At 60.5% G+C, this 24,099-nt stretch carries 19 protein-coding genes; 13 read left to right on the forward strand and 6 right to left on the reverse strand.

All coding sequences use genetic code 11. From position 1 onward, the window contains the following. Positions 1-37: 37 nt before the first annotated feature. Positions 38-1,477 carry a siroheme synthase CysG gene (gene cysG, locus VK725_RS09565; RefSeq protein WP_325317823.1) on the reverse strand — a complete coding sequence of 480 codons (1,440 nt, stop codon included), beginning with the start codon at positions 1,475-1,477 and terminating at the stop codon, positions 38-40. Between the two features lie 300 nt (positions 1,478-1,777). On the opposite strand from cysG, the gene VK725_RS09570 reads away from it, so the two are divergent. Then, entirely contained in the window at positions 1,778-2,785 is a 1,008-nt protein-coding gene (locus VK725_RS09570; RefSeq protein WP_325317824.1) for a LysR substrate-binding domain-containing protein, read from the forward strand. Between the two features lie 101 nt (positions 2,786-2,886). Here VK725_RS09570 and VK725_RS09575 read toward each other — a convergent pair whose 3' ends face one another. Genes VK725_RS09575 through VK725_RS09590 form a run of 4 tightly spaced genes read right to left on the reverse strand, consistent with a single transcriptional unit; the run spans position 2,887 to position 8,913 of the window. Beyond that, entirely contained in the window at positions 2,887-4,632 is a 1,746-nt protein-coding gene (locus VK725_RS09575) for a bifunctional sulfate adenylyltransferase/adenylylsulfate kinase (protein ID WP_325317825.1), read from the reverse strand. Positions 4,633-4,688: 56 nt separating this feature from the next. After that, positions 4,689-5,411: a phosphoadenylyl-sulfate reductase gene (locus VK725_RS09580; RefSeq protein WP_325317826.1), complete on the reverse strand. Its 723-nt coding sequence runs from the start codon at positions 5,409-5,411 to the stop codon at positions 4,689-4,691. Beyond that, complete coding sequence (gene cysI, locus VK725_RS09585) at positions 5,408-7,105, reverse strand: assimilatory sulfite reductase (NADPH) hemoprotein subunit (protein ID WP_325317827.1); 1,698 nt, start codon at positions 7,103-7,105, stop codon at positions 5,408-5,410. Before cysI ends, VK725_RS09580 begins: the two co-directional genes overlap by 4 nt. Before the next feature lie 8 nt (positions 7,106-7,113). Beyond that, positions 7,114-8,913 carry an assimilatory sulfite reductase (NADPH) flavoprotein subunit gene (locus tag VK725_RS09590; protein WP_325317828.1) on the reverse strand — a complete coding sequence of 600 codons (1,800 nt, stop codon included), beginning with the start codon at positions 8,911-8,913 and terminating at the stop codon, positions 7,114-7,116. Positions 8,914-9,139: 226 nt separating this feature from the next. On the opposite strand from VK725_RS09590, the gene VK725_RS09595 reads away from it, so the two are divergent. The 6 genes from VK725_RS09595 to glnE all read left to right on the forward strand — a co-directional run bounded on the left by VK725_RS09595 (position 9,140) and on the right by glnE (position 17,774). Beyond that, positions 9,140-10,873, forward strand: a complete 1,734-nt coding sequence (locus tag VK725_RS09595; protein ID WP_325317829.1) for a hypothetical protein — start codon at positions 9,140-9,142, stop codon at positions 10,871-10,873. Between the two features lie 150 nt (positions 10,874-11,023). Then, positions 11,024-12,025 carry a sulfate ABC transporter substrate-binding protein gene (locus tag VK725_RS09600; protein ID WP_325317830.1) on the forward strand — a complete coding sequence of 334 codons (1,002 nt, stop codon included), beginning with the start codon at positions 11,024-11,026 and terminating at the stop codon, positions 12,023-12,025. Further along, positions 11,985-12,854 (forward strand): sulfate ABC transporter permease subunit CysT, encoded by an 870-nt coding sequence (gene cysT, locus VK725_RS09605; protein ID WP_325317831.1) that lies wholly within the window; start codon positions 11,985-11,987, stop codon positions 12,852-12,854. Before VK725_RS09600 ends, cysT begins: the two co-directional genes overlap by 41 nt. Then, complete coding sequence (gene cysW, locus VK725_RS09610) at positions 12,854-13,714, forward strand: sulfate ABC transporter permease subunit CysW (RefSeq protein WP_325317832.1); 861 nt, start codon at positions 12,854-12,856, stop codon at positions 13,712-13,714. The genes cysT and cysW overlap by 1 nt, the downstream gene beginning before the upstream one ends. A gap of 14 nt (positions 13,715-13,728) precedes the next feature. Continuing rightward, on the forward strand, positions 13,729-14,874 hold the full coding sequence (locus VK725_RS09615; protein ID WP_325317833.1) for a sulfate/molybdate ABC transporter ATP-binding protein: 1,146 nt from the start codon (positions 13,729-13,731) through the stop codon (positions 14,872-14,874). 47 nt (positions 14,875-14,921) lie between these two features. Further along, entirely contained in the window at positions 14,922-17,774 is a 2,853-nt protein-coding gene (glnE, locus tag VK725_RS09620) for a bifunctional [glutamate--ammonia ligase]-adenylyl-L-tyrosine phosphorylase/[glutamate--ammonia-ligase] adenylyltransferase (protein WP_325317834.1), read from the forward strand. Positions 17,775-17,784: 10 nt separating this feature from the next. Here the strand turns inward: glnE and VK725_RS09625 are convergent, their stop codons facing one another. After that, positions 17,785-18,753, reverse strand: a complete 969-nt coding sequence (locus VK725_RS09625; protein WP_325317835.1) for a mitochondrial fission ELM1 family protein — start codon at positions 18,751-18,753, stop codon at positions 17,785-17,787. A 137-nt stretch (positions 18,754-18,890) separates the two neighbouring features. On the opposite strand from VK725_RS09625, the gene VK725_RS09630 reads away from it, so the two are divergent. The 6 genes from VK725_RS09630 (at position 18,891) to VK725_RS09655 (ending at position 23,750) form a co-directional block, all read left to right on the forward strand. Continuing rightward, positions 18,891-19,484: a malonic semialdehyde reductase gene (locus tag VK725_RS09630; protein ID WP_325317836.1), complete on the forward strand. Its 594-nt coding sequence runs from the start codon at positions 18,891-18,893 to the stop codon at positions 19,482-19,484. 60 nt (positions 19,485-19,544) lie between these two features. Then, on the forward strand, positions 19,545-20,138 hold the full coding sequence (locus VK725_RS09635) for a YceI family protein (RefSeq protein WP_325317837.1): 594 nt from the start codon (positions 19,545-19,547) through the stop codon (positions 20,136-20,138). A gap of 107 nt (positions 20,139-20,245) precedes the next feature. Then, positions 20,246-20,452 (forward strand): zinc-finger domain-containing protein, encoded by a 207-nt coding sequence (locus VK725_RS09640; RefSeq protein ID WP_126675118.1) that lies wholly within the window; start codon positions 20,246-20,248, stop codon positions 20,450-20,452. Between the two features lie 85 nt (positions 20,453-20,537). Beyond that, positions 20,538-21,662, forward strand: a complete 1,125-nt coding sequence (locus VK725_RS09645; protein WP_325317838.1) for a glycosyltransferase — start codon at positions 20,538-20,540, stop codon at positions 21,660-21,662. Positions 21,663-21,727: 65 nt separating this feature from the next. Beyond that, positions 21,728-22,996: an O-antigen ligase family protein gene (locus tag VK725_RS09650; RefSeq protein WP_325317839.1), complete on the forward strand. Its 1,269-nt coding sequence runs from the start codon at positions 21,728-21,730 to the stop codon at positions 22,994-22,996. Next, positions 22,986-23,750, forward strand: coding sequence for a glycosyltransferase family 2 protein (locus VK725_RS09655; protein WP_325317840.1), 765 nt, complete (start codon positions 22,986-22,988; stop codon positions 23,748-23,750). The genes VK725_RS09650 and VK725_RS09655 overlap by 11 nt, the downstream gene beginning before the upstream one ends. Positions 23,751-24,099 lie beyond the last annotated feature (349 nt).

Raw genomic sequence — 24,099 nt, forward strand, 5'->3', positions numbered from 1 at the left:
CAGGCTCATGGTTATCTCCGTCAACGGTTGTAACTGGTCATGCCGCATCGGCCAGATTGCGTGGGATAGCCGGGTGGCGTGGAGGATTGCCGATCAGCTCGCCGTGCCAGTGCGCGGCATCGGCCAGCGATGCCACTTCACCCAATATCACTATGGCGGGTGCGCGAATCGCATGATGTTGAGCAAGTGTCGGTAATTCGTTGAGCGCACCGGTAAGCGTTCGCTGGTTTGGCAGCGAGCCGTTCTCGATCAGTGCAAAGGCTGTGTCGGGGGCGCGTCCGTGCGCCAAAAGCTGTCGGGTGAGTTCATCGAGCTGGCTCACACCCATATAGATGGCCAAAGTCTGCCGCTCGCGCGCGAGATCGTGCCAATCGAGTGTGTCGAGCGACTGCTGGCAATGTGCGGTCACGAATCGCACCGATTGCGCATGATCGCGATGCGTCAGCGGCACGCCGCTATACGCCGCACAGGCTACGGCTGCGGTGATACCCGGAACGACTTCGTAAGCGATGCCGTGCTCGCGCAGAAATGCCAGCTCTTCGCCGCCGCGTCCGAATACGAACGGGTCGCCGCCTTTCAGCCGAATGACGCGACGACCGGCTTGCGCATGCTGCAGCAAAAATGCGTGGATGGTTTCCTGCGGCGTATGGGTGCCGCCGCCGCGTTTGCCGACAGCAATCTGCAGTGCGTCGCGCCGCGCGAGATCGAGAATCTGTGGGCCGATCAGTTCGTCATGCAAGATCACGTCTGCTTCATTCAATGCGCGTAATGCACGCAGCGTAAGCAGACCCGGGTCGCCGGGACCGGCGCCCACCAGCGCAACAGACCCTTTGTTAGCCGGTTCGCTGGCGCTGGATAACGCCGTGACCAGCTCTCGCTCTGCGCGAACGGGATGCGCTGCGCGTATCAGTGCATTGACAGGGCCATCATGAAGCCAATCGTAGAAACGCCGGCGCGAAGCAAGATCGGTGTATCGCTGCCGAATGCGCGCGCGATAGCGTTGCGCGAGTTGCAACAACGACCCCATCGTAGGATCGAGCAAGCTCTCGATGCGCTCGCGCAAACGACGCGCGAGAACAGGCGCTACGCCACCGCTGGAAATCGCCACCAATAGCGGTGAGCGATCAATCAATGCAGGTACCTGAAAACTGGAAAGCGCCGGATCGTCGACCACGTTCACCAGACGCTGCTGAGCGTGACCATCCGCAGCGATGCGCGCGTTCAATGGTCGCGAACGGGTGGCGGCGATGACCAGCCATACGCCGTCCTGCCACTCCGATTGATAAACACCGGGGCGATACGTAATGCGCCCATGCTGCAGCTTCTCGCGCAGTTCCGGGCCCAGCATCGGCGCCCCGACCGTCACCCGGGCGCCGGCCCGTAGCAGCATTGCAACTTTACGATCCGCAACGTCCCCGCCGCCCACCACGAGAACGGGGCGATCGGTCAGATCGGCGAAAAGTGGATACAGCTGCATGATACGGGTTCGGTAATGGCGACGATTGCGGTCACGCTAACGCCGGTATTTTCCCAGTGGAAATGGCCGCTTAGCCCGAAGATATGCCTGGAAGGCATAGCGATATCGCTGAAAATATGAGGGACTTATAGATGTATAGACGTCCAAATAACGCTGTGTTAAGGTCGAACGACGACTGGCCCCTAGCGTCCAGTATCCGGAGATCGTAATGAAACGCGCCCCAGGGTGTTGCCAGAGCTGTATGTGCTGCGCCATGCGCAACGCACAGCCCTGCATGCGACCCTTCCTGGAGCCTATCTCATGACCCTCACGCAACTTCGTTACATCGTCGCCATCGCCGACGCCGGCCTTAACATCACCATGGCCGCCGACAACGTGCATGCCACGCAGTCGGGTATTAGCAAGCAGCTCAAGCAGCTGGAGGGCGAGCTGGGTTTTCAGGTTTTCACACGGCGTGGCAAGAGCCTGGACGCCGTTACGCCAGCGGGCGGTCAAGTGCTGGAACGCGCACGCAGCATCCTTCACGAGGCACGCAACATTCGTGCGCTGGCTGCGAATCTGCGCGAAGAAGCCCATGGCGAGCTGTCGCTGGCTACCACGCATACACAGGCGCGTTTTGTCCTGCCCGAAGCCATCGCACGGCTGAAGCAGCACTATCCGGAGCTGAGCGTGCACATCCGCCCGCAGGGCGAGGGTCGCATCATCAGCCTGTTTGAAAGCGGCGAGGTCGACCTGGTGATCGTCAGCACCAGCGGTCAGGCGCCGGAAGGCGGCATCGCTGTGCCGTTGTTCCGCTGGTATCGCCGTGCAGTGGTGCCGCTCGGTCATCCGCTTGCCAAGCTTAATCGTCCGCTGCGCATTCAGGACCTGTCGGAGCATCCGCTGGTCAGCTACGAGTCGTCGCTGCAGCCGGAGTCGTCCCTGCGCAAAGCGTTCGCTGTGGCGGAGTTCACGCCGCGTATTGCATGCACCTCCGCCGATGCGGATCTGATCAAGACTTACGTATTGGCCGGCCTCGGCGTCGGCATTCTGGCCGAGATGGCACTGGGCCCCAGCGATTCACGCGAACTGGTGGCACTCGATATCGATGACCTTCTTCCGGTCTGCACCAGCTGGCTTGTTCTGCGCCGCGACCATGTGCTGCGCAGTTACGTGGCACAACTCGCCCGACTGGTTGCGCCACAGATCGACGATGCAGAGTTGCGTCGCGTAGTGGCCGGAAACGCCGAGGCACATTGGCCCAAGCCGCCGCTGTGGAGCGAATTACAGCAGCGCAACGTTCGGCGCGCGACGACACGCGCGGCCTGACTTTCCGGCTGGCCTCGTCGCCACCGACGGCGCCGACGTGCGCTTCCAAATCGTAACGCTGTACTTCTTCCTCCCCTGTGCAGGGGAGGAAGATCGCCTCCTCAGGCCAAACCCTGATTCTTCAGCCATGCAACTACAACGTCAGCCGCTTCCGTCACGGAGCGCTGACTTGTATCGACACGCAACTCAGGAGAGACGGGTGTTTCGTAGGGATCGTCGATGCCCGTAAAACCCTTGATCTTGCCGGCTCTTGCTGCCGCGTAGAGTCCCTTGCGATCGCGCGCCTCACATACTTCCAGCGGCGTGGATACATGGATTTCCACGAAGCGTCCATGCGCTTGTACGAGTTGACGCGCTTCGTCGCGCGCACCCGCATACGGTGCAATGGGCGCGCAGATGGCAATGCCACCGTGACGCACCACTTCGCTCGCCACGTAGCCGATGCGAGTGATGTTGGCATCGCGATCCTCGCGCGAAAAGCCCAACCCTTTCGACAGATGCTTGCGCACTTCATCGCCATCGAGCACGGTCACGGGGCGGCTTCCGGTTTCCAGCAGCCGCGCCAGCACCGCTTGTGCCAGCGTGGATTTGCCTGAGCCGGAAAGTCCGGTGAAAAACAGCGCGAATCCTTCGCGTGCGTTGGCTGGGTGCCGCTCACGGAGAATGTTGACGACCTCCGGAAAGGTAAACCACTCCGGGATGGTCTCACCGCTATGCAGCCGGCGTCGCAATTCGGTGCCGGAGATATCCCGCACTTCGTCTTCTGCGTCCACCTCGTTCTGCGGCAAGTACGTGTCGCGATTGGCCGCATAGACCATGGCCGGGAAGGGCACGATCTCAATACCAAGCTCCTTCTGATGCGCGGCTAGCAGATGTTGCGCGGCATATGGGTCGTAGAAGGGTTTGCCGTCCGCGTCTTTGCCAGGTCCGGCATGATCGCGGCCCACGATGAAATGGCTGGCGCCATAGTTCTTACGAATGATGGCATGCCAAAGCGCTTCGCGCGGACCGCCCATGCGCATCGCCAATGGCAACAGCGACAAGGTCGCATGATCTCTCGGGTAATGGTCGAGCAACGCGCGATAGCAGCGTACTCGCGTGTAGTGATCGACGTCGCCGGGTTTTGTGCGGCCGACCGACGGTTGGATAAGCAGTTTCGCACCCACTTGCTCCGCCGCACGCAACGTCAGTTCACGATGCGCGCGATGCATGGGATTGCGTGTCTGAAACGCAACGATGCGATGCCATCCATGTTGCCCGAACCACTCGCGTAAATGCCGTGGGCTGTGGCGAAGGCTCGCAAAATCGTAATGCGAAGGCTGCTGAATGCCTTGCAGCGTACCGCCGAGATACACGGGCCCAGTGCGATCCAGCAATTCGGCGACACCCGGATGCGTTCGGTCCGTTGTGCCAAATACGGTGCGCGCTTCCGCAACGTGATCCGGAAAATAAATGTCTGCCACCGTCAGCACGGCAAGCGGTGTTCCTTGCGTATCGTTGAGGCTGATCTGCGCATTAGCCGGAAGATTGGCCGCAAAGGCTTCGCTCACATCGAGCGTGATAGGAATCGGCCAAAGCGTTCCGTCCGCCAGTCGCATGTCGGCGAGAACGCGATCGTAGTCGGCACGGCCAAGGAAACCCTGTAACGGAGAAAAGCCGCCATTGAGCAGCAATTCCAGATCGCACAACTGTCGCTGGTTGAGCGTCCATTGAGGTAACGATGCGCTGGCGCGTTTGAGCGCTTCGGCATCGGCGGGGGGTAAATACAGGTCGCGCAGTACGCCGCCATGCGGCGGCACCAGCGCATCGTGCTCGGCCGAGACGATCTCGGCAACGATGGCGTTCATGGATTGTCCTTATCGGGGCGTTTCTTATGTATGAAGGTGTTTCAGGCAACGATGTTTCAGACGTCCAGGTGCAAACCGCATTCGCGCTTGATGCCAAAAAAGCGGGTGTCCTCTTCGCGCATGCCAGGTTCCCAGCGGCGCGTTGTGTGCGTGTCGCCGATCGACACATAGCCCCTGTCCCACAAGGGGTGATAGGGCAGGTCGTGCCGGTGCAGATACAAACCGACATCGCGATCCGTCCAGTCGACGATGGGATGCACCTTCCAGCGGCCGTGGCGAAAATCGAGCGCCGGTGCGCTTGCGCGGCTTACCGATTGCTGGCGGCGCAGCCCGGCAAACCACGTGCCCGCGTCCAGATCGGCAAGCGCGCGCTGCATCGGTTCAACCTTGGCCAGCTGGTTATAGCGGTCGAGTCCCTCGCGCCCCTGCGCCCATAGCGCGCCATGACGAACTTCGAGCCATGCGGGAGAAAGTGCGGGGCGAACGACATGCAGGTTGAGCGACAACCGCTCGGTCAGTGCATCGATGAACTGATACGTCTCCGGGAACAGATATCCCGTGTCGATCACGATGACAGGAATCTGTGGAACGCGCTGCGTCAGCAGATGCAACGACACCGCAGATTGCGCACCAAAGCTTGACGACAGCACGTGTGCTCCGGGAAGGTGCTGCAGCGCCCAATCCACCCGCTCTTCGGCGGTCAGCGCAAGTAGCCACGCATCGAGCTTGGCTCGCTGACGCAGATCGTCGATCGCTTCCTCAGGTAGGGGAAGAGTCATGCGAATACCTCGGCATGGATGGTGTGGCGCGCGGCGGGAAGAACGTCGGCGCGTACCAGGAAGTCACCAAACCTTTCCTGCGCGAGGCGTTCCTTCGCGTAACGTGCGAATAGGCTCTCCAGCTCTTTCAGGATTTCCGCTTCATCGATGTTCTCACGCAGCGTGCGATTGAGCCTTTGACCGGCAAAGTCGGCGCCAAGGCGCAAGTCGTAACGCCCGAGCGCGCGTCCAATCAGTGCGATCTCGCCTAGATAAGGGCGTGAGCATCCATTCGGGCAGCCGGAAAGGCGAAGCAAAATCGGCTCGTCGCGCAGGCCATGGAGATCCAGCAAGGCTTCCAGTTTTGGCAGCAGTAACGGCAAATAACGTTCGCTTTCCGCCATGGCCAACCCGCATGTGGGCAACGCGACGCATGCGACAGCATGTTGACGGATGCCGCTGGTATGCCGATAACCGTCCAGCTTGTATTTGGCAACAAGCTCATCGATGCGCGCACGATGCGCCGCGGGGACATTGGCAATGATTAGGTTCTGATTGCACGTCAGCCGAAAGTCGCCTTGATGTTCCTGTGCGATAGCGCGCAAGCCGCTGAGATGGGGCTGGTCGGGCGCATCGGCCAGACGTCCCGACTCGATCTGCAATGTCAGATGCCAGCGCCCGTCATCGCCCTCGGTCCAGCCGTAGCGGTCGCCGTTGTGATCGAAGCGATAAGCGCGCGAAGGCTGCAATGTGAAGCCGATGCGACGTTCGAGTTCCGCTTTGAACGCCGGCAAACCCATGCGATCGATGGTGTATTTCAATCGCGCATGCTTGCGTTCCTGGCGATCGCCATGGTCGCGCTGCACTTCGATCACGCCCTCGGCGGTGCGCAGCAACTGTTCCGGAACAACAAAGCCGATGACGCTTCCCAGGCGTGGATAGGTGGTGGGATCGCCGTGAGTAGCGCCCATGCCGCCACCGATAGCGACATTGAAACCAAGCAGTTCGCCGTGTTCGATGATCGCAATCAGGCCCAGATCTTGAGCGAACACATCCACGTCGTTGTTGGGCGGAACGGCGATACCGATCTTGAACTTGCGCGGCAGATACGTGGGGCCATACAGGGGCTCGCTTTCTTCTTCGCCCCCCGCAACCAGTTTTTCATCAAGCCATATTTCGTGATAGGCGCGTGTCTTGGGCTTCAAATGCTCTGAAAGTCGCTCCGCCCAGCGGTAGGCAAGACGATGTGCGGGCGTTGCAACAGGATTGGCGCTGGCGACGACGTTTCGATTCACATCGCCGCATGCCGCGACGGTTGAAATCAATGCATCGTTGATCGCGGCGATCGATCGTTTCAGGTTGCGCTTGAGTAAGCCATGAAGCTGAAACGTCTGCCGCGTCGTGATGCGTAGCGTGTGGTTAGCCCACGTGCGCGCGATGTGATCGAACGATAACCACTGCGAAGGGCTCAGCACGCCGCCCGCTAGTCGCGCGCGCACCATGAACTGAAAAGCGGGCTCCAACTTTTGCTTGCGGCGTTCCTCACGTAGGTCGCGGTCGTCCTGCTGATAGCTTCCGTGAAACTTGAGCAGCTTGTTGTCGTCGTCGCTGATGGCGCCCGTGATCGGATCGGCCAGGCTTTCCACCAGCGTGCCGCGCAGGAAGCGACTCTTCGCCTTGATGCGCTCAAATTCGGAAACAGGAGTGTCGGTCATCGCAGGCCTCAATACACGTCGCGGGCGTAGCGGCCCTGCTGGATCAACTCGTTCAACCACGCCTCTGCGTCGTCGTGCGAGCGCTTGCCATGCTCGGCGACGATGGCGATCAAGGCCTTATGCACATCCTTGGCCATGTGAAGCGCGTCGCCGCACACGTAGAGGTGCGCGCCGCCATCAAGCCATTGGTAAACATCCCGTCCCTGTTCGAGCAGCCGGTGCTGCACATAGACCTTATTCGCCTGGTCGCGCGAGAAGGCGAGATCGAGGCGTTGCAACTGGCCTTTTTTCAGCGCCTGCTGCCATTCGACCTGATAAAGAAAATCGCAGTGGAAATGCGGGTTGCCGAAGAACAGCCAATTGCGCCCGCTCGCGCCACGCTCTGCGCGCTCTTGTGCGAAGGCGCGATACGGCGCGATGCCGGTGCCCGCGCCAATCATCACAACGTCGCGCTCATCCGCAGGAAGCCGGAAGCGCTCGTTTGCCTCGATAAATATCGGCGCTGAAGCGCCTTCGCCGCGTTCGGAGAGATAGCGACTGGCGTTACCCCATCGTGCCAGACCTTCGAGCGTGTAATCGACATGACTGACGGTCAGATGCACTTCATCGCCGACCGTCGCTTGACTCGACGCAATCGAGTACAGGCGTGGAGCGAGCGGACGCAAGGCAGACACGAGCGCCTGTGCCGTCCATGGCGCGGTATGGCGCTGTAGAAGATCAATTACCTGCCAACGCGAAAACAGTTCGTTCAAGGGTTCGCGCGATTCGGCGGACAACAGCTTGCGCAGCGCGCTATCGCCGCTGAGTTCCGCGTGTGCCGCAAAAAAAGGACGTGTCAGTTGGGTGAGCTCGCGCCGTTCGGAAAGCCACGTGCGAAGCGGGAGTTCTTCTGTCGTGGACTTTACGAGTGCGTCACCGTCGAGTTGCAGCGTCGTCAACACTGCCTCTACCAGCAGAGGCGATTGCGTCGGCCAGACGCCCAGTGCGTCGCCGGGCGCATAGCGAAGTCCGGAGCCTTCCAGCGATAGCTCCACATGGCGTACGTCGCGATCGCTGTCGCGACCGGTAATACGCTGGTTCAAAAGGATGGGGGCGGAAAACGGCTGGTCGCGATGCCAGACGGGGTTGGCACGTGTTGTGCGCAGTGGTGTGACCGTCGCTAGCGACGCGGCTGCTTTCAACTGCGTGCGCGCCTGCTGCAATGCTTGCTCGAGCCACGGTTGCGCAATCGTCTCTAGATCGATGTCGGCCTCGCCGGCGACAAACAGGCGTTGGGCACCCAAAGCTTCGAGGCGCTCATCCACCTGTCGCCCCATGGCGCAAAACTGCGGATAGCTGGAATCGCCCAGGCCGAGCACGGCATAGCGGAGATGTTCGAGTTTTGGAGCACGCGCGCTGCGAAGGAATTCGATCCACGCGCGTGCATCATCCGGCGGCTCTGCATCGCCTTGCGTGCTGATGACGACGTAAAGCAGCCTTTCCTGTTTCAGTTCGCGAACTGGATAAGCATCGGCACGGACCACCCGCACTGCTAAACCCGCCGAGCTGGCGCGACGACCCAAATCCTCGGCGAGACGTTTGGCGTTGCCTGTCTGACTCCCATAAAGCACGGTGAGCCGGCTCTGTGCGTCTGCGCTGGCACTTGCGGTATCGGCTATTGCGCTGCGTGGGGAGGACTGCCGCTGAGACGCGATCCCGGCGATATAACCCGATAGCCATTGCAGGGCGGCCACGTCCAGCCCATCGACCAGGCGACCGACGAGGGGTTGCTTGTCTTCCGGGAGTGGCGATAGGGTCGCAGCTGTCATGAGTGATCGTCCATGGACGTATAGACGTCCATCTAATTGGAAGATGTTAGAACTTCGTTTTTTTGCGAAGAAATGATGGGGCGGCATATCTGCATGCCATTCCCTCCTTTCCCCTAAACGAAAGCGGCCGGGCAGCATGGATTCCGAGCGCCTATTCCTCAGGGGCTTCTCCAGGGGTTTTTCATTCCACGACAGGCGCCGTATCCAGGCGACGCCGGAGCCATCCATGCCACGAAGACCGATATCCAAGAAAGCAGCACTTTCACATTCCAAGGTGCTCGCAGTAGCGATCACTGCCGGTTTGGGCTTGACCAGCGTTACGGGAGCGTCGGCACAAACGACGTCCAACAAGAAAGTGACCGTCAGTGCGGCAGAGCTGGCTCAGATGAAAGCGGAGATCGCCGAGCTGGAGCGGAAGGTGGCAGATTTGGAGTCCCAGTCGGCAGCCCAGACACAGGCGCAGCAGCAGACTGTGCAGACAGTGCAGGCGACCCAGGCGCAAGTGGCCGCCACACAACAGCAGGTGCAGGCGGCTGAGCAGTACGCCCGGACCAAGATCGGCGATACCTTGGGCGGACTCGGCGGCGTGAAGTGGACCTTCGGCGGCTATCTGGCCGGCGAGTCGGTATACCGTTCGCGCGACACGGGTGATGACATCAGCACCAAGTTCAGCAACATCCCGTTCCCGGGTGGCACCAGTACCGCACCCATCAGCACCACCAGTGGCGCGACCACCACTTATCCGGTCACGAATGCACGCAACAGTCAGTTCGTGGAAAGCGCACGTCAGAGCAAATTGACGATCCGCGTCGAGGGCGACGTGAACGACACCACGCACGTGACGGGTTACTACGACATGGATTTTTTGGGTGGCGCTCAGACCGCGAACATGAACGAGAGCAACTCGTATAACCCGCGTGTGCGCCAGCTATGGAGCGCGGTCGATTGGGATACGTACGGCTTGCATTTGCTGGCCGGCCAGGCCTGGTCGCTGCTGACCCTCAACAGGATAGGCATGATTGCGGGTACCTCTGAAGCGCAGCTGCCCACCATCGACTCTCAGCCAGTACCTGGCTTCACCTGGGCTCGCCAGACGCAGATCCGCATCGTGAAAGACTGGGACAAGAAATGGTGGCTCGGTCTGTCGCTGGAAAATCCACAGACCGCGGGCATCGGTGCGGTGGCCGGTAAAGGCACGAAAGACTACTCATCGTCGACAGCCACCATCGCAGCCGGCAATAACTACGACGAGTTGAACACGGTTTCACTCAACCAAATTCCGGACATCATCGTGAAGTTCGGGGCCGATCCAGGGTGGGGCCACTACGAAGTATTCGGCATCTCACGCGAGTTCATGACCCGTGTCACGCCAACGACGGCCGATGGCGGTCCCGCGGCGACCAGCAACCAGACTTCGCATGGCCAGGGTTACGGCTTTGGCATGTTGTTGCCGCTGGTTCGGAACGTACTCGAATTTCAGTTTTCCGGTATGACTGGCAAAGGCATAGGTCGCTACGGTTCGGCTCAGTTAAACGACATCACTTACACGCCTTCGGGTGCGCCGCAGCCACTGAAAGAAAACATGCTGCTCGGCGCCATCACCTGGCATGCCACCCCTGATTTCGACGTATACGTTGAAGGCGGACGCGAGCAGGAAGACAGCTATCTGACGACCGACGCAAACGCGTTGCCCTTCGGCTACGGCAGCGCGCTGCTGGGTTACAACAACAGCGATTGCCTGATCTATGGCGCACCAAGCGATTGCACCGGCCAGACGCGTCGGATCGCGCAGCAGGCCGCTGGTTTCTGGTGGAAGTTCTATCAGGGTAAGTTCGGCAAGGTGCAGTTCGGTGCGGAGTTTGCGCATGCCACGCGTACATTGTTCGCCGATATTCACGGCAATGCGCCGACTGCTCAAGACAATATGCTTTTTACCAGCTTCCGTTACTACCCGTTCTGATCGAACGACTTTCGATCCATGACTAAACGGTCGCAGAGAAGGTGCCGCTAAAGCATATGCATAGAACGAACCGCGGTTTTTAACGTATGGCCATCCAAATCTATAGTCGACAATGGGCGTTTTCGACCTATTCGAAGGATATTGTTCCGCATGAAACGATCATTGCTCATACTTGCCACTGTATTTGGGCTCGCCATCGGTCACGCCGTGGCCACGGATACACAGCTTCTGAACGTTTCCTTCGATCCTACCCGTGAGTATTTCCAGGACGTAGACGCCGCGTTCAAGGTGCAGTGGGCCAAGCAGGCCGGGCAGAACATAACGGTGACCACCTCCAACGGGGGGTCCGGCAAGCAGGCGCGAGCAGTGCTGGACGGTTTACAGGCGGATGTCGTGACGCTTGCGCTTGCCTACGACATCGATGTGCTGGCCGATAAGGGGCTGTTGTCGAAGGATTGGCAATCGAAACTGCCTGACAACAGTTCGCCGTACACCTCGACGGTCGTGTTTCTGGTGCGCAAGGGAAATCCGAAGAAGATTCATGATTGGCCGGACCTGATTCGTTCCGATGTGCAGGTCATCACGCCGAATCCGAAAACATCGGGTGGCGCACGCTGGAACTTTCTCGCCGCATGGGGTTGGGTCGAGCGACAGCCCGGTGGCAACGCCGACAAGGCGCGTGCGTTTGTCTCCGCGCTCTACAAGAACGTGCCGGTGCTGGATACGGGATCTCGCGGAGCGACCAACACCTTCGTGCAACGCGGTCTCGGCGATGTGCTTATTGCGTGGGAAAGCGAAGCATTAATGACGCAGCAGGAATTTGGCAAGGACAACTATGAAATTGTCGTTCCATCGGCGACCATCGTCGCGGAACCGCCCGTCGCTGTCGTCGATGCAGTGGCCAATGCGCATGGCACTGAGAAGGTTGCGCAGGCGTATCTGCAATTCCTTTATAGCCCGCAAGGGCAAGCACTCGCCGCGAAGCATTTCTTCCGGCCTCGCCTTGTATCGGTCGCTTCGAGTTACGCCGCACAATTTCCAGCGGTGAAGACTTTTACGATCGCACAGCAATTCGGTGATTGGCGCAAAACGCAAGCCACGTACTTCGCGGATGGGGGTGTGTTCGATCAAATTACCGAAGGGGAGCACTGAGGACGTGACGCGCCATGTGCTGCCAGGATTTCGCCTCGCCGTGAGTTATACGCTCACGGTGCTTGGCAGCTGCGTGTTGTTGCCCCTGGCGGCGTTGGTGTGGACGGCGTGCGAACTCGGTCCGTCGGCTTGGTGGGCGCAGATCGGGACGCGGCGCGTGCTTGCTGCGTTGCGCCTGAGCTTCGGTGCGGCATTGCTCGCTGCCATCATCGACATGTTGCTCGGGTTGCTGGTTGCCTGGGTACTTGTGCGTTACCGCTTCGCGTTTCGGCGTGTTTGTGATGCGCTGGTCGATCTGCCCTTTGCATTGCCCACTGCCGTAGCGGGCCTTGCGCTCACCGCGCTTTACGCGTCGAACGGTTGGATTGGAAGCAGGCTGCTTCCGCTTGGGATCGAGGTCGCCTACACGCGACTGGGCGTGCTCTTGGCGATGGTTTTTGTCGGGTTCCCGTTTGTGGTGCGTACCTTGCAGCCTGTGCTGGAAAGTCTTGAGAGTGATCTTGAAGAGGCGGCCTACACACTCGGCGCGTCGCCGCTGCAGCGATTCCTCAAGGTGATACTTCCGCTGTTGCTTCCGACCTTGCTCACAGGTTTCGCGTTGGCGCTCGCGCGAGCGATTGGCGAATACGGCTCGGTGATTTTCATTTCCGGTAACAGGCTTTTCCAGACTGAGATAGCACCCTATCTCATCGTGCAGAAGATCGAGTCGCAATACGATTATCGTGGCGCTGCGGCGCTCAGCGCGGTCATGCTGATGGCATCGCTCCTGCTGTTGATTGCGGTAGGCGTGCTGCAGCGTTGGGCCCGACGTTGGGCGGTGATCCGCTGATGGCCGCGATATCAACCGCCATCGCGATGGATGTGCATGTTTCCTCGTCGACGCGGTTTGCGCGTTGCCTGCTGATCGTAGCGGCGATATCCGTGCTTGTCGGATTGTTGGTGTTGCCTTTGTTGGCGATTTTCGCCGAGGCATTCCGTCAGGGCCTTGCTTTCTATCTGAATGCGATTCGGCAGCCCGACACCATAGCGGCGATACGTTTGACGCTTACCGTTGCGGCAATTGCCGTGCCGTTGAATCTTGTCTTCGGATTGGCCGCGGCATGGGCCATGACGCATTTCCAGTTTCCGGGCAAAGCGTTGCTCGGTGCGTTGATCGATCTGCCGTTCTCCGTTTCGCCTGTTGTGGCAGGCATGATGCTGATTCTTGTCTACGGTAAGTACGGATGGCTCGGTGCATGGCTTGAATTACACGGCGTGCAAGTCATTTTTGCGTTGCCGGGGCTGGTACTGGCAACCGTATTCGTGACACTTCCGTTCGTGGCGCGCGAACTGATTCCGCTGATGCAGGCGCAAGGTTCGGAACAGGAAGAGGCCGCGCTCACGCTTGGCGCAAATGGATGGCAGATTTTCTTCCGCGTCACGTTGCCGCGCGTGCGCTGGGCGCTGCTGTATGGCGTGCTTCTGTGCAATGCCCGCGCGATGGGGGAGTTCGGTGCCGTGTATGTCGTGTCCGGTCACCTTCGAGGCATTACGAACACATTGCCGCTGCAGGTCGATCAGCTTTACGAGGAAAACTTTTCCGCCGCATTCGCGGTGGCATCACTGCTTGCGCTGCTTACGGTTCTGACGCTCGCCATCAAGCGTTTGCTCGAATGGCGGCACGGCGATCACCTGAACGCGCGTCATTGAGGGAGTGCGGCATCATGGGTATCGACATTTCCCGCTTGCGTCGCCAGTTCGGCTCCCACGTTGCGTTGGACGACGTTAACCTCACCATCGCCGAGGGCGAATTCGTGGCCGTGCTCGGTCCCTCCGGCTCGGGGAAAACCAGTCTGTTGCGCATTCTTGCGGGTCTGGATCATCCGGATGCAGGAACCGTACAGCGAGATGGCGAGGATCTGCTTGCGCTGGATGCGCGCCGTCGCGGTGTGGGATTGGTTTTTCAGCATTACGCACTGTTTCCGCATATGACCGTCGCGCAAAACGTGGCGTTCGGCTTGCGCGTTCGCCCATGGCGGCAGCGACCGCGTGCGACTGCAATTAAAGCCCGCGTGCAGGAATTGCTGAAGCGCGTCGAGCTGGACGGTTTTGCCGAGCGTTATCCAGCGCAACTTTCCGGCGGTCAACGGCAACGTGTCGCGCTTGCACGTGCGTTGGCGACCGAGCCGAAATTGCTTCTGCTGGATGAGCCCTTCGGTGCGCTCGACGCGCAAGTGCGCGGAAATCTTCGGCGCTGGTTGCGCGAATTTCATCGTTCCCTCGGTATCACCACGTTGTTCGTCACGCACGATCAGGACGAAGCGTTGGAGATGGCCGATCGCGTGGTTGTCATGAATCGCGGGCGCATCGAACAGATTGGCACTCCGGAACAGATTCATCGGTATCCGGCCACGCCGTTTGCTTCGCGTTTCATTGCGCGCGGTCAGTGGTTGCCCGGTCATCTGAAAGACCAGACGATTCATGTGCTGGGCCGCTCCTGGTCGCTGGATCAGGCTGGAATCGACCCGTCGCTCGCAATGGCGGTTCACGTACGCCCGGAAGATATCGTTCCCGTAACGCATCAGGACAAAGGATGGCCTGCGCAGCTGCTGAGCGTGCGGCACGTTGCGGGGACGGTTCGCGTTGGGCTACACGTGAACGGCCTCGATGAACCACTCGATGCGGTATGGACTGAGCGCGATTGGCTCCGTCACGGTGTTGCCGTGGGCGAACAGATCGACGTTCACTTCCAGACGCTGACTGTTTTCGCCGAGGACAGTGAAGGGCGGATTCACGCAAGGATGGATGTCCACCCGCCGCACGCGACATCGCCGGTGACGGTAGGTCCCTGGCGTCGTCTCGAGGCCTGATCGCCCGTTTTTAGATCCAGGTACGTGGATGCAGTCATAATGTATCCATGACCGTGGCAACTCCTTCGCTTGAATCCCCTGCGCTTCGCGCGTTGATCGACGATCGCTACGCGCAACTGGTGGCCCGCTGCCGTGCAGCGGGTGTTCCCTTGCACGACGATGCCGGTGTGGCCGAGCGCATTCGCCGCACGCTGCTGGCCAGCGATTTCGCTTTTGAGGCATGGCGAAGCCAACCGCAGCTATTGTCGCCGCAGGGATTGGAACGTCTTCGCTCCGGCAGCGATGCGTCTGCACGCATCGAGGCGCTCAAACTCGATTCCGACGAAGCGGTCTGCATGGCAGCGCTGCGAAAATTCCGGCACGCCGAGGCGTTGCGCCTGGTGTTTCGCGACGTCAATGGGCTGGACGAGTTGCCGGAAATTCTTTCCGCGACCAGCGTGTTGTACGAAGCATTGCTCGGCAGCGCGCTGGAGTGGAGCGAGCGCGTCTTGGCCACGCGTTACGGACATGCACGCGCAGCCGATGGCAGCTTGCAGCGCCTGGTCGTGATCGGCTTCGGTAAACTCGGCGGCAGCGAGCTGAATTTTTCGTCCGACATCGATCTTGTGCTCGCCTATCCGCATGGCGGGGAGAGCGATGGTTCGCGGCCGCTCGACAACAGCGAATATTTTGTGCGCCTCGGGCGACAGCTGGTGCGCCTGCTGCACGAGCCGACCAACGATGGCATTTGCGCGCGCGTAGACCTGCGGTTGCGCCCGTTCGGAAATGCAGGGCGACTCGCGTTGCCGTTCAGCGCGATGGAGCAGTATTACCAGCGCGAGGGACGCGACTGGGAACGGTATGCATGGATCAAGGCACGTGCGGTGGCCGGCGATCGCAGTGCGGGCAAGGAGCTGCAGGAAATGCTGCGTCCTTTCGTCTATCGCAAATATCTCGATTACACGGCCTTTGCCGGATTGCGCGAAATGAAGGCGCTGATCGACGCGGAAGTCGCGCGCAAGGATCTTGCCGACAACCTCAAGCTTGGTCCCGGCGGTATTCGCGAAATCGAATTCATCGTGCAGCTTGTGCAGTTGATTCGTGGCGGCCGCGAGCCCAGCTTGCGCGTGCGCGGCTTGCTGCCCGCACTTACGGCTTGCGAGGCACGCGGGCATATTCCCGCCAAGCGTGCGCGGGCATTGCGTGAAGCCTATGTATTCCTGCGTCAGCTGGAAAACCGCGTGCAGATGCTGCGTGACGCGCAGACCCACGATTTGCCGGAAGATCCATTGACGCGTGAGCGCCTTGCGCTTGGTCTGGACTATCCCGCATGGGAACCGCTGGCGGAAGAACTCGCCAAGCATCGCGAGATTGTCGCGACCGAATTTGCCGCCGTGCTGATGCCCGAGGGCGGTCCGAAAGCACGTGTTCCCGCCGAAGATGCCACGCTGTGGCAGCGCGCATGCGACGAGTCGCTCGATGCAGCCTTGCTGGAGGCTTCCGGTTTCGTGCCGGGCGCAGAGGCTGCCGAAGCGCTGCTCAAGTTGCAACAAGGTCCGCAGCTGCGCGCCATGTCGTCACGCACGCGCGAACAGCTCGATCATCTGATGCCGCAATTGCTCGCCGTGGCGCGCACCACGGCAGCGCCCGTGCCTTGTCTGTTGCGGCTATGCCGATTGGTGCAGACGGTGGCGCGTCGTCCGTCTTATCTCGCGTTGCTGGAGGAACAGCCAGCGGCACGCAAGCGCCTCGCGCAACTGTTTGCGGACAGCGCGTTTCTGGCTGAGCGCGTCATCGCACAGCCCTTGCTGTTGGACGATGTGCTCGATCCGCGCATCGATCATTTGCCGATGAAGCGTGCCGACATCAGTGCCGAGATTGCGCACGTGCTGACCACGCTCGACGAGCGCGAAGCCGAAGCGGAGCTCGAGCGCATCAATGAGTTCAAGTCGAGTATCGCGTTTCGCCTCGGCTTGGCCTTTAACGATGGGCGCGCCGACGCCGTGGCCACCGCGCGTCGTCTTGCCGCGCTCGCCGAATCCGTAGTCATCGCTGTCGCCGCCTTGGCGGAACGCGAAGTGATTGCGCAACACGGACGCCTTCCCGGTGAGGGTTCGGGATTCTCGATACTCGGTTACGGCAGTCTGGGCGGCGAAGAGCTCGGCTTTGCATCCGATCTGGATCTTGTGTTCGTCTTCGATGGACAGCGTGCGCAAGCGATGAGCAATGGGCCGCGTCCGCTCGAGGGCTCTCGTTGGTATCAACGACTCACACAGCGTGTCATGAATTGGCTGACCGTGCTTACGCGTGCGGGACGCCTGTATGAGGTGGATACGCGATTGAGGCCGGATGGCTCCAAGGGCTTGCTGGTTGGAAGCCTGGAAGCCTTCGTTGCGTATCAGGAAAGCCGTGCGTGGACGTGGGAGCACCAAGCGTTGCTGCGTGCGCGTCCGGTGGCGGGCGATCCTTTGCTCAACGCCGAATTGTCGGATGTGCGCCGCAAAACACTTGCCGTGCCGCGTGAACGTACTGCGGTGCTCGCTGAAGTGAGCAGCATGCGGCAGCGCTGGCGCGCCGAGCGCGACCGTTCGAATGCCTCGCAGATCGACCTCAAGCAAGGGCGCGGCGGATTGCTCGATATCGAGTTTGCGCTGCAGGGCTTGGTGCTGGCGCACGCGGCAACGAACCCATCGTTGTTGTCGATTACTGCGAACGCGGGTTTGATCGACGCATGCCGTGACGCCGGTCTGCTGGATGCCGCGCAGGCCAACAGCTTTGCGCGCGCGCATACGGAACTGCTTCGACAGGCGCTGCTTTGCACGCTTGATTTGCGTTCACGCATCGCATCGCGAGATGAAAGCCTCGATGCGTTGTGCAGCGACGTGAGCGCCGTGACGCATGCGCTGGGTTTCGATTTTTAGCACCCGCGTGTCACGTCGCGAGAATACGCTGCCGTAACGTGGCGATGATCGACGCGGTTTCGCGAAGCGGATGCTGGCGCGCCGGCGGTTCGCTATCCAAATCGTGCAGCATGCCTGCTTCACGCAGGCTCGCGTGGAAGCGGGCAAGCTTGGGTGGTAGGGGTGCCGTCACCAGCGTTTGCACGGCGCATCCCACGGCACATGCCTCACTAAGCATGTTGACCGAATCGGGTGTGACGATAAGCCGATCTGCCCAGCCAAGCACGCCGGGATAAGGATTGTTGCCATCGTCTGGACCCGACCACGTCAGGCCTGGTATGTCGGCTAGCGCAGTGTTCACCCTATCCATCACGGCGGCAGGCGTGCGGCGCGATGCCAGCACCATCAGGCTGCCGCCTTCGACCCGTCGCCGCGCAAGCAATCGTTCAATCAATGGCTGTGCGTAAGAAGCATCGATAGCGAGGCCCTTACGCGGTCCGCCGATCAGCACGCCCACGCGCGGGCGTGGCAGATCTTCCAACGCCGGGCACGCGTCGCGACCGTCTTTCAGCCATGCATCGTCGACGGGATTGAGGGAGCCAAGAGGCTGCAGCACGTTGGGGCCGGTCAGTCGATCGTGACGCGGCGCAATCACCGTATCCCAGTGCGAAGGATCGATGCGTGGATCGAGAATCTGTACCGTGTAACAGTGGCCGTTTGAGTAACCGCGAAGCATGCGCGTGAACAGCGCCGCGCTGCGGCCGCATCCGATGGCGACGTCGGGCCACGGCGATGCATACGTGGCACGTTGCGAGGCGGGCAGGGCGAGACGGCCGCCAAGCGCCAGCCGTGGCGAAAACCATGACCATGGCGCCCGCGGGTTCAACACGATATGGCGCACAGGCATTCCAAGACCCTCCGCCAGGGCCAGTGCCTGGCGCTGGTTTCCGGCGGAGTGATCGGTAATGGCCCAGCATTCGCCCGGCAACGTGACGTTCATGCGGAACTCAAGCTCGGGATTGTCGTCAGAATCTGCACAGTACGTTTCGTCCCCTTCACCCCTGGCGTACCCGGCAAGCGCTTACACTTTAGGCCTGTTGCGCCAAAGAAGGCGCGTCTTTCATGCAGAGGATACCCATGAGCGAGAAACTTGCCGAGGCGGCGCTGGATCAACTTTTCCGCACCGCGCGTACGTATAACGCTTTTCTATCCAAGGAAGTCAGCGACGAACAGCTGCACGCGCTGTACGAGCTGGCCAAGTTCGGCCCGACGAGCGCCAATTCATCGCCTATGCGCCTGGTGTTCGTGAAGTCGAAGGAAGGCAAGGAAAAGCTCAAGCCATTCCTTTCCGAAGGCAATCGCGCCAAGACCCTGGCGGCGCCGGTCACTGCGATTGTCGCCAACGACCACACCTTCTATGAAAAGCTGCCGCAACTGTTTCCGCACGCCGATGCGCGCAGCTGGTTCGTCGGCAATCAGGTGCTGGCTGACATCACCGCATTTCGCAATGCGACCCTGCAAGGTGCCTACGTGATCATGGCAGCGCGCAGCATCGGCCTGGATTGCGGTCCGATGTCGGGCTTTGACAACGCCGGCGTCGATGAAGCGTTTTTTGCCGGCACGCCGATCAAGTCGAACTTCCTGATCAACATCGGCTACGGCGATGCAAGCCGTGACCTTTTCCCGCGCAGTCCCCGTCTTTCGTTCGACGAAGCTTGTCGTGTGGCCTGAGCTATCCTCGATAGCGCACGCCACCTTTCCCCACTAATTATCGATTGAGGCAGAAAACTTATGCGTACTCTCCGTTACGTGATGTTGGCCGGTTTGCTGGGTGCGGCGTTTTCGGCCCAGGCCGCGCCGGTGAGCTACAAGCTTGATCCCGGCCACACCATGGTGCTTTTCAGCTGGAGCCATTTCGGTTTTTCCAACCCGGTGGCCGACATCGGCATCGCTGACGGCACGCTGGTGTACGACCAGCAGAATCCGTCCCAGTCCTCGGTGCAGGTGACCATGCCCCTGGCCAACCTGGACACGCATGTGCCCGCGCTGGATAACCATCTGAAGCAGCCGGATTTCTTCAATGCGGCACAATTCCCGACCATCACCTTCAAGAGCACCAGCGTGCAGCCGGTGGATAGCACCCACTTCAAGGTCATGGGCGACCTGACCGTGCACGGCGTGACCAAGCCGGTGGTGCTGGATGCGACGCTGAACAAGACCGGCACGCATCCGATGACCGGCCAGCCCGCCATCGGTTTCAACGCGACCGGTACGCTCAAGCGCTCGGACTTCGGCTTGGGTGCCTACGTGCCGAAGGTGAGCGACGAGATCACGATCAATATCACCACCGAAGCCTCCGTGCCGAAGGCCGGCGCGGCGAAGTAATCGCTTTCACATCGCCGTCATCCCTCTCCCGCAACGGGAGAGGGATGGAACGATCCGGGCGGCCTGCTACCATTGGCAGTCCCATGTCTCACCCGGAGCAACATCCCATGTCGGGTTCATCTGCCGCCGTCACGCCCATTCTGGCGAATGCCGAAAATCGTTACGAAGTGACGCGTTCGGACCTGCCACTGTCTTGCCCGATGCCCGGCATGGCGCTGTGGAACTCGCATCCGAAGGTTTACCTGCCTGTCGTGGAAGACGGCGGCGAGTCCGTTTGTCCTTATTGCGGCGCACGTTACGTGCTGCGCGACTAAATGTCGGCCAACATCCGAGCGAAGGGAACGTTTACGGCACGATTGGTGCTTGTTTTTTCGGATGAAAGTTGCGAATGAGGGAATCATGTCCGTCGCTGCCACACCGGCCAGGGTGCTGACTGTTGTGCAGCTCATACCTGCGCTGCGCGCAGGTGGGGCGGAGCGCTCCGTCCTCGAAGTAGGGCGGGCGTTGGTGCAAGCCGGTCACCGTTCGGTGGTGATCTCGGCCGGTGGCCGCATGGTCGAACAACTGCAGGCCGAAGGCAGCGAACACATCGCCCTGGACGTCGGTCAGAAATCGCTGCTGACGCTGGGGCGACTCAGCAAACTGCGCAGGCTGCTGCGCGAACTGAAACCGGACGTCGTTCATGTGCGCTCGCGTCTTCCTGCGTGGATGGGGTGGTGGGCGCTGAAAGGCATGTCGTCGCGGCCGCATTTCATCACGACCGTCCACGGCCTCAATTCGCCCGGTCGCTACAGCGCCATCATGTTGCGCGGCGAACGCGTGGTGGTGGTTTCGCAGACCGTGCGCGACTACCTCATCAGCCACTATCGCAATCTGGATACCGCGCGTATCCGCATCATTCCACGCGGCATCGATCCGGAAGCCTTTCCTTACGGCCATCGCCCCGATGAGACATGGCAGAAGGCCTTCTTTGCAGAATTCCCGAAGCTGACTGGCGCCCCCCTTCTTACCCTGCCGGGCCGCGGTACGCGCCTGAAGGGTCATCGCGATGCGATCGAGTTGGTAGCTGAACTCAAGCAACGTGGCATCGAAACGCGCCTGCTACTGCTCGGTGTGATCGAGCCGGGCCGCGAAGCGTATGCGCGCGAGCTGGCGGATCTTATTCACGCGCGCGATATCGACGCGCAGGTCGTCATGACGTCCGCACGTGACGACATCCGGGACATCTACGCCACCTCGGCGCTGATCCTGCAGCTCTCCAACAAACCCGAGGCGTTCGGCCGTACGGTGGTAGAGGCGTTATCGCTATGCCGTCCGGTGCTCGGTTACGCTCATGGCGGCGTTGGCGAGCTGCTGGCCGAACTGTATCCCGCCGGCCGTGTGCCGCCGGGCGATCATGAGCGTCTGGTCGAACGTGCGGCGGAGCTTCTGCGCGTGGCACCGCCCATCCCGCCGCTGCAGCGTTATCGTCTGATCGATATGCAGCACGCCGCGCTTGCTCTTTACGAGGAAGTGTCGGGTTAGTCAGTGTCACGCGGTGGGCGACGTTCAGTCGCCTACAATGGCCGGAGCGTTCCTCCGGACCCGGCATGAGCACCTCTACTTCCACCATCGCGAACCTGCTGCGCTCGCCGCTGCTGCCGTTCTGGTTGCTGGTCGCCTTGTTGCCGTTCGGGCGCAGCGCCGAACTCGGTACGCTTTTATGTGCGATCGGTGCGGTGATCGTGTGGCGTCGCGAGGGTCGCGAATTCTGGAACAATCCAGGCGCCCGGCTGCTGGTGCTGCTACTTGCTTGCTACATCGGCGCCGCTTTTTTCTCCGCGTTTACGGCGGTCGAGAGCGGCAAGAGCTGGACGACCGTACTGGCGCTGTTGCGTTATCTGCCGCTGGGTTTGTATGCGTGCTACGTCATGTGCGGCGAACAACGCCTGCATGGTTTCTACGTGGCCGTCGCTATTGTCGTAGCCTTCTGGGTTCTGGACGCATGGATGCAGATGCTCACTGGATGGAGTTTGCGCGGGCATGCCAATCCAGAGCGCATATCCGGATTGTTCGGCGCGGACGATCCCAAACTGGGGCCGACGCTTGCGGTGCTCTCACCGCTCGCCTTGTGGGCGGCACGTCAACGTTGGGGAAGACGCGGACTTATAGCGGCGTTCTTGCTCGTGCTTGGGCCCGTGATGCTAAGCGGCTCGCGTGCGGCATGGGTGTGCTATGCGCTGGTGACGCTCGTGTTTGCCTGGCGAGAGGCGGGCTCGCCGTTGCGGTTCATCGCATCATGCGCATTAGGTACCCTGGTCTTGCTCGCTGCGGGCGGCATAGCGTGGAAAACGTCGACACGTTTTGACACGCGCATGCAGCGCACGCTCACGGCATTGAGCGGGAACGAAGCGGATATCAATCAAGCGATGACGGGCCGTCTCGACATCTGGCACAACAGTTTGCGCATGATCGAGGCGCATCCTTTCACGGGCGTGGGTGTGCGCGATTTTCGCTACGCGTACCCGCAATTTGCGCCCGCCAACGATCACTTCATGACGGCCGAAACGTGTGGTGAAGGTGAGGGTGCGTGCCACGCCCATCAGATCGTGCTGGAGATTCTTACGGAAACGGGCGTGATCGGGCTGGCGTTGTGGCTATTTGGCGTTGTCGTCGCGTTACGCGCATGGAGACGCGCAGGCGATGCATGTCGCGCTGCTGCCTTTCCCGTGTCGGTATCGCTGCTCGCAATGCTTTTCCCGATCAACACGCATCTGGCTTTCTATTCGGCCTGGTGGGGCTTGTTATTCGCGTGGCTGCTGGGTCTGTGGTGCGCGGCGCTTTACGCTGCAAAGAGGACATTGAGCGATGGCGCGTGAACCGCTCTCGGTGGTAGTGATTACCTATAACAACGCCGACACGCTGGACGTGTGTTTGCGCGAGGTGGATTGGGTGGATGAAATCATCGTGCTCGATTCGGGTTCGACCGATAGCACGGTAGCCATCGCGCGCATGCATGGCGCGCGCGTGGAAGTGCATCCGTTCGATGATTACGGGCCGCAGAAACAGCGTGCCTACGACATGGCGCGCAACGACTGGATTTTGAATCTCGATGCCGACGAAATTCTGTCGCCGGGCACGCGGGCCATTATCGAACGTGCGTTGGAGGACCCTACGCATGCCGGTTTTCGCATACCGCGCCGTGAACGCATGTTCTGGACGGTGCAACATCGCTGGAGCCATCGCAACGGGCACCTGAGATTGTTCAATCGCCATCGCGGCGGCATGAATGACGTCGAAGTGCATTCTGCCGTCGAAGTAAAAGGCCCTGTCAAAACACTTTGGGGCGCCGACTTCGTCAACAGCGGCGACGGCGATATCGCCACACGTGTCGAGAAAATCAATCGCTACAGCAGTGGCATGGTCGTGCACAAGCTGCGGCGTGGCCAACGCTTCACTGGGCTGCGCATGGTGATCTACCCGCCGCTATTTTTTCTGCGCCAGTTCCTATTGAAGCGCTATTTTCTCAGCGGCTGGGCAGGTTTCATCGCAAGTGTGCTTGGCGCCTTCTATGTATTTCTGAAGTACGCCAAATTGCACGAGGCACGCAGGGCGAAAGGCAAATCGAAGTAAAGCCACGATCCGTCTGCTTTTGCTTCTGCTGTTGCTCCTTGCTCCTTGCTCTTTCAAGAGTGTGAGCTACGCGCGCAGGGGTCCCCTTATGCGGTGAGTGAGAGGGGGACGAGAAGGCCCGCAGGGGAATTGGCATGGATGCCAATTCCTTTTCGCCAGGGCAGGAGCCCTGTCGAAAAGCCCGGCCCTCTCTCACGGTCTCGGAGGGCGCAGCCCGGAGAGCATCGCATTTGGGGTGCCCTTTCTTTGGGTTACTTTTCTTGACTCCGGGCATCCATGCCCTCCGCCCTTCGGGCCAGCTTCGCTGTTCGCACACGCTCCTGCGTGTGCGTGGGCACGCAAAGAAAAG

This window comes from Dyella sp. (genome assembly GCF_035486915.1).
In the GTDB taxonomy this organism is placed as follows: domain Bacteria; phylum Pseudomonadota; class Gammaproteobacteria; order Xanthomonadales; family Rhodanobacteraceae; genus Dyella_B.

What these genes read in the sequence shown, in the direction of transcription:
- VK725_RS09575 (WP_325317825.1), bottom strand. Translation starts at nt 4,632, where the DNA reads ATGAACGCCATCGTTGCCGAGATCGTCTCGGCCGAGCACGATGCGCTG.
- VK725_RS09600 (WP_325317830.1), top strand. Translation starts at nt 11,024, where the DNA reads ATGAAACGATCATTGCTCATACTTGCCACTGTATTTGGGCTCGCCATC.
- VK725_RS09580 (WP_325317826.1), bottom strand. Translation starts at nt 5,411, where the DNA reads ATGACTCTTCCCCTACCTGAGGAAGCGATCGACGATCTGCGTCAGCGA.
- VK725_RS09595 (WP_325317829.1), top strand. Translation starts at nt 9,140, where the DNA reads ATGCCACGAAGACCGATATCCAAGAAAGCAGCACTTTCACATTCCAAG.
- VK725_RS09590 (WP_325317828.1), bottom strand. Translation starts at nt 8,913, where the DNA reads ATGACAGCTGCGACCCTATCGCCACTCCCGGAAGACAAGCAACCCCTC.
- VK725_RS09630 (WP_325317836.1), top strand. Translation starts at nt 18,891, where the DNA reads ATGAGCGAGAAACTTGCCGAGGCGGCGCTGGATCAACTTTTCCGCACC.
- VK725_RS09570 (WP_325317824.1), top strand. Translation starts at nt 1,778, where the DNA reads ATGACCCTCACGCAACTTCGTTACATCGTCGCCATCGCCGACGCCGGC.
- cysW (WP_325317832.1), top strand. Translation starts at nt 12,854, where the DNA reads ATGGCCGCGATATCAACCGCCATCGCGATGGATGTGCATGTTTCCTCG.
- VK725_RS09635 (WP_325317837.1), top strand. Translation starts at nt 19,545, where the DNA reads ATGCGTACTCTCCGTTACGTGATGTTGGCCGGTTTGCTGGGTGCGGCG.
- VK725_RS09640 (WP_126675118.1), top strand. Translation starts at nt 20,246, where the DNA reads ATGTCGGGTTCATCTGCCGCCGTCACGCCCATTCTGGCGAATGCCGAA.
- VK725_RS09615 (WP_325317833.1), top strand. Translation starts at nt 13,729, where the DNA reads ATGGGTATCGACATTTCCCGCTTGCGTCGCCAGTTCGGCTCCCACGTT.
- VK725_RS09625 (WP_325317835.1), bottom strand. Translation starts at nt 18,753, where the DNA reads ATGAACGTCACGTTGCCGGGCGAATGCTGGGCCATTACCGATCACTCC.
- VK725_RS09650 (WP_325317839.1), top strand. Translation starts at nt 21,728, where the DNA reads ATGAGCACCTCTACTTCCACCATCGCGAACCTGCTGCGCTCGCCGCTG.
- cysI (WP_325317827.1), bottom strand. Translation starts at nt 7,105, where the DNA reads ATGACCGACACTCCTGTTTCCGAATTTGAGCGCATCAAGGCGAAGAGT.
- cysG (WP_325317823.1), bottom strand. Translation starts at nt 1,477, where the DNA reads ATGCAGCTGTATCCACTTTTCGCCGATCTGACCGATCGCCCCGTTCTC.
- cysT (WP_325317831.1), top strand. Translation starts at nt 11,985, where the DNA reads ATGGGGGTGTGTTCGATCAAATTACCGAAGGGGAGCACTGAGGACGTG.
- VK725_RS09655 (WP_325317840.1), top strand. Translation starts at nt 22,986, where the DNA reads ATGGCGCGTGAACCGCTCTCGGTGGTAGTGATTACCTATAACAACGCC.
- VK725_RS09645 (WP_325317838.1), top strand. Translation starts at nt 20,538, where the DNA reads ATGTCCGTCGCTGCCACACCGGCCAGGGTGCTGACTGTTGTGCAGCTC.
- glnE (WP_325317834.1), top strand. Translation starts at nt 14,922, where the DNA reads ATGACCGTGGCAACTCCTTCGCTTGAATCCCCTGCGCTTCGCGCGTTG.